Raw genomic sequence first — 4,942 nt, forward strand, 5'->3', positions numbered from 1 at the left:
CCTTTTTCTACTAAGGAGTCCGATGAAAGCTGTTGTGATGGCTGGAGGCTTTGGAACACGGATACAACCGTTGACCAATTCTATCCCTAAACCTATGTTGCCTATAATGAACCGTCCAATGATGGAACACACCATAATGAGCCTTAAAGCGCTAGGGATTACCGAGTTCATTGTTCTCCTCTATTTTAAACCCGATGTTATCAAAGATTATTTTAAAGACGGAAAGAAGTGGGGGATTAATATCACTTATGTTCTTCCGGATGACGATTACGGCACTGCGGGTGCCGTCAAAAAAGCACAAGAGCAAATCGGAAATGAAAATTTTATTATTATCAGCGGCGATTTGGTCACCGATTTTGATTTTCAAAAAATATTCGATTATCACGCCTCTAAAAAATCGAAACTTACCATTACTCTTACATCCGTTGATAACCCGCTTGAATTTGGAGTAGTTATAGCCAATAAAGAGGGAAAAATTGAAAAATTTCTTGAAAAACCGAGTTGGGGAGAGGTATTTAGCGATACTATCAATACCGGCATATATATTATAGAACCTGAAATTCTTGATTACATACCTAACAATGAAAATTTTGATTTTGCCAAAGACCTTTTCCCCCTCCTTATGCGCAAAGGGATAGATTTGATGGCCGGTTATGCGCAAGGGTACTGGCGTGACGTCGGAAATCCTGAGAGCTACCGTGATGTCTATGAGGATCTTCTCAGCGGAAAAATAAAACTGAATCTGGGTGGAGAAGCGGTTAAATATGTCGACGGAGTATTGATCTGCGAAGAAGACAATACTCTCGATGATAGTGTCGAAGTGATCGGGATTGTCGTAATCGGAAAAAATGTAACGGTCAAAAAAGGGACGAAACTCAATAATGTCGTTATCGGAGATAATGTCACTATCGGTGGATCCTCTAAAATCTGCAATACGGTTATCTGGGATGATGTTGTGATCGGACGCAACACCAAACTGGATGGATGTGTCATTTGTAACAATAATCATATCGGAAAAAATGTCACCGCAAAATCAGGATTGATTCTAGCCGAGGGGTGTGAAATCGGTGAGTTGGTAACGGTTGAAAAAGATGTCACCATCTGGCCGGATAAAGTGATCGAAGATGCCTCTATCGTGAGTCGAAGCGTTATTCTAGGAAGTAAATATAAAAATTCGATTTTTGAAAACGGAATGGTTATCGGCAAGGCAAATGTCGAAATTTCTTGTGAAATGGCTACCAAACTTGCCGAATCCTTCGGAGCACAGCTTCCGGTAGGTTCAACGATTCTGGTATCGCGTGATAACAGTAAAAGTGCTCGGATGCTCAAACGTGCTTTTTTAGGGGGACTTCTTTCATCCGGGATGAATGTATTGGATTACAATGCCGTAACGTCAGCCGTTATGCGCTGCAGTCTCTCTTTTCATGAAGAATACAGTGCCGGTGTCCATTTCAATCAAAAGCTCGATGATCCTACCAGTATCGTTATTACGTTTTACAATGAGGAAGCCTTACGTATCAATACCGAGGTGGCCAAGAAAGTTGAAAAAGCATTTTTTAAAGAGACCTATCGCCGTGTCGATTATTCACGAATCGGACAAATTTACAATTCAGATCACCAAAAAGAGTATAAAGAGTACCAAAAAGGGATGGAGGAACTCTTAACGTCCCATATGTTCAAGTGCCTTGACTGTCGTGTTGTTGTCGATATGATGCATGGTATGGCATCGGAAGTATTTCCTACGATCCTCAACGATTTGGGGGTTGATCATATTATGTTTAATGCCCATTCGGATGAGCGTCGTTTGGAAAATATCAATACGCTCACCAAATCGACGAATGATGATATGAGTGCGGTTATCAAAGCCTTGAATCTCGATGCGGGATTTATGATTTATCCTCATGGTCAGCGGCTGGAGATGATGAGTGATAAAGGGACGCTTTTAAGCAAGCAGTCGGCACTCTATGCCGTATTGACACTGTTGAACATGGAAGCAAAAAGTTTGGGTGTTAAAAAACGGGTATTTTTACCGACTTGGGCTGCTGATTTGGTCACCTTTGAGCATCTTGAGATTGAATACGGACAGTATTTGAATTTCAAATCAGAAAAGATGAAAAGTTATGATCTCGTCACCACGGGGGAGGGGAATTATGCATTTACCGAATTTTCTACCCATCGCGATTCGATGTATGCGACACTCAAAATATTAGAGATGATCGTTAATCACCACGTGAAGCTTTCGGAAATCTTGGAAACTATGCCACGCTTTTATTATCACTCTTTTCAGGTTCCTTGTAAGCAGTCTCACAAAGGGAAAATGATGCGGATGTTTTTGGAGGATGCCAAAGATAAAGTATCTTCAACCCTTGACGGTGTTAAAATTTGGCTTGACAAACATGATTGGATTTTGATGATTCCGGATCACTATAATGATCACCTCAATCTCTATATACAAGCTAAAAATGACAATGACGGTGAAGAAATTCATCAGTTATACACCGCTAAAATTGAGGAATGGATGGCCTCTTAATGGATAAATCCCCTTTAACACTTTCGTTTTTCTGGCACATGCATCAGCCTGATTATCGGGGGAGTGATGGGATTATGACGATGCCGTGGGTCTTTTTGCATGCCATAAAAGATTACTACGAAATGCCATGGTTGGTTAGCCGATATACCCATATTAAAGCGACCTTCAACCTTACGGCAACCCTTATGGAACAGTTGGAACTTTATACGGATCCTCTGAAATACGATTATTTTTTATCCTTGTGGGATAAACACCCCTCTGCACTCGATACATCATCGCGCCAATGGCTGATTAAAATTTGCAAATCGACCCAATTTGAGACGATGGTACGACCGTTGAGACGCTATGAACATTTGTATCCTCAAAGCGAGTACAGCGACGATGAACTGATTGATTTAGAGGTTCTATTTTTATTGGCATGGTGCGGAAATTATCTTCGTAGTGAAAACAGAGTGGTCAAAGAGTTACTGCAGCGCGGAGAAGGATTTTCTCAACACGATAAAGAACGTCTTCTTGATGCGCTTTGCAGTTTTATTCATACGATTATCCCTTTTTATGCTTTATTGCAGCAAGAGGGTCGAATCTCGGTATCAACTACCCCCTATTATCACCCGATTTTGCCACTTTTGATCGATATGGAAAATGCCTCTTTAGCCAATTCGCACACCGTACTTCCCCAACGCTCCATTTCATTGCTTGAAGATGCTCGCAAGCATATCGAACGCTCTATTGCATTGTATAAAAAACATTTCAAAAAAAAGCCGACCGGATTTTGGCCTGCTGAGGGTGCGGTAGATACGAAAAGTGTTGCCCTCTACCGTGAATACGGGGTGGAGTGGATCGCCACGGATGAAGCGATACTATTTCATTCACTTGGGGATGAAAGTCGAAAAAATCTTTATAAGACCTACCGTTTTGACGGTGTCACTATGGGGTTCAGAGACCATGGGTTGAGTGATTTGATCGGTTTTACTTATCGGTTTAAAGGTGCAGAAGATGCCGTGAACCATTTTATCCATTCCCTCGGGTCCATTTATAACGAACAAAGCAACCCTTCCGTTTTTGTGATTGTTGACGGAGAGAATGCGTGGGAGTTTTATGAGAACAACGGATTTGATTTCTTTAACGCACTCTATTCACGTTTAGAGGCAACGGAGTGGTGTAAAAGTACTACTATGGATGAGATGGCAAAAGGTAAAAATCCTATCGAGTTAGAAACGCTCCATCCCGGAAGCTGGATTCACGGCACCTTTGACACATGGTCGGGGCACCCCCAAAAAAATAGGGCGTGGGAACTGATTTTCCAGACCCGTCGGGATACAGAAAATTTTAGAGGTGTTGTCTCAGACGAGACGGTACGCAAAATTGAGGAGCATTTTTTAGCATCGGAGTGCAGTGATTGGTTTTGGTGGTACGGTGATGATCATGTTAGTGATTTCGCTGAGGAATTTGATCTCCTTTTTCGAAACCATTTGATTGCTATATATGAGCTTATGGGGATTGCACCCCCTGCAAATCTCTATCAACCGATCGTGGCAATGGCGGATAGTGCCCCTTTTTGGATTAAGCCGCAGTCCCCCCTTACCCCGATTATTGATGGTAAGTACAACTCTTTTTTTGAGTGGCTTGGATGCGGGAGCATGGATGAGCGAAAACTCTATTCCACAATGGACCGAGTACGAGGGCCTATTGATATCTTCTACTACGGTCACGATAAAAAAGCGATCTACGTGGCATTTGAGGGAGATATTTCGAAAATTGATCGTCATAATTTAAAACTGCTGGTTATTGTGGAAGAGAGCTCTGAGCAGTATGAATTTGACTTAGAGAGGGTTACCTCGGCTGAAAATGATCTCATAGCGATCGATGAGAGGCTTGAAATAGCACTTTCACGACTCCATTTTGGAGCAATGCGATTGTTTCATCTCCGTTTCGAGCTTGTGAACGGATCTAAAATAGTTCAAACGCTCCCAGGAAACGGAGCGCTTTGTATCGATTTGGATGAACATTACGCCGCAAACTGGTTTGTATAAAGGAAAACAGATGTCTAAAACAGCACTTTTATTCGGGATACATATGCATCAACCGGTGGATAATTTCGATTGGGTCATTGAGCATGCGATAGAGGTATGCTACAAACCTTTTTTCGAGGTGATGAGCCGTTATCCGTCGTTTCGTTTCAGTCTCCATTGCAGCGGATGGCTGATGGAGCAGATACAGCTGCGTGATCCTGTGCTGTATCACCAGATCCAAAAACTCTCCCAATCAGGGAGTATCGAATTTTTTAGTGCAGGATATTATGAGCCGATTTTAAGTGTCATCCCCTCCCAAGATCGGGTGGCTCAGATCGAAAAACTTAACCGCTCTATCTCAGAATCATTCGGACAGACTCCTAAAGGGTTATGGCTCACG

The 4,942-nt window shown here is 42.2% G+C and carries 2 protein-coding genes and 1 pseudogene; all 3 read left to right on the forward strand.

The features are described 5' to 3' along the window. The first annotated feature begins 22 nt into the window (after window positions 1–22). Window positions 23–2,530, forward strand: a complete 2,508-nt coding sequence (locus A2517_RS07160) for a sugar phosphate nucleotidyltransferase (RefSeq protein ID WP_294895550.1) — start codon at window positions 23–25, stop codon at window positions 2,528–2,530. Further along, on the forward strand, window positions 2,515–4,563 hold the full coding sequence (locus A2517_RS07165; protein WP_294895552.1) for a glycoside hydrolase family 57 protein: 2,049 nt from the start codon (window positions 2,515–2,517) through the stop codon (window positions 4,561–4,563). The genes A2517_RS07160 and A2517_RS07165 overlap by 16 nt, the downstream gene beginning before the upstream one ends. Window positions 4,564–4,573: 10 nt before the next feature. Then, window positions 4,574–4,942 (forward strand): annotated as a pseudogene (locus A2517_RS07170) (4-alpha-glucanotransferase); the annotation flags it as partial.

It is taken from the genome of Sulfuricurvum sp. RIFOXYD12_FULL_44_77 (assembly GCF_001830725.1).
GTDB lineage: Bacteria > Campylobacterota > Campylobacteria > Campylobacterales > Sulfurimonadaceae > Sulfuricurvum > Sulfuricurvum kujiense_A.